The organism is Lysobacter sp. TAB13 (assembly GCF_052113885.1).
GTDB classification, from domain to species: Bacteria; Pseudomonadota; Gammaproteobacteria; order Xanthomonadales; family Xanthomonadaceae; genus Lysobacter; species Lysobacter gummosus.
In genome coordinates this window covers 1-380 of record NZ_JBFRDR010000338.1, presented here as the reverse complement: position 1 = coordinate 380, position 380 = coordinate 1, and the positions used below count along the sequence as shown (strand labels likewise).

Sequence of the window (380 nt, the reverse complement as noted above, 5' to 3'; positions counted from 1 at the left end):
GCTCACGACTGCGAACAACATTCGCCCTTCACCGGTCAGGTCGAAGTCGATGAATCCTTCTTCGGGCCGTGGCGCGTGCGCGGCAAACGCGGACGCGGCGCCGGCAAGAAAACCATCGTCTTCGGCATGCTCAAACGCGGCCAGCACGTCTACACCCAGATCGTCCCCAACTGCAAAACCGCCACGCTGCAGGCCTTAATTCGTGGGCATATTCGCCTGGAGAGCGAAATCCTCTCCGACTGCTTGTCCAGCTATGACGGCCTGGTCGATCTGGGCTATGCCAAGCACTGGCGCATCCGCCACAGCGGCAATCACTTCGCCGAGGGCGACAACCACATCAATGGCATCGAGAGCTTCTGGAGCTTCGCCAAGCGACGCCT

Annotated in this window: 1 pseudogene; it reads left to right on the top strand. The window is 60.8% G+C overall.

Annotation, left to right across the window (positions count from 1 at the left end):
* Positions 1 to 380 (top strand): annotated as a pseudogene (locus tag AB4Y92_RS26435) (IS1595-like element ISLgu1 family transposase); the annotation flags it as partial.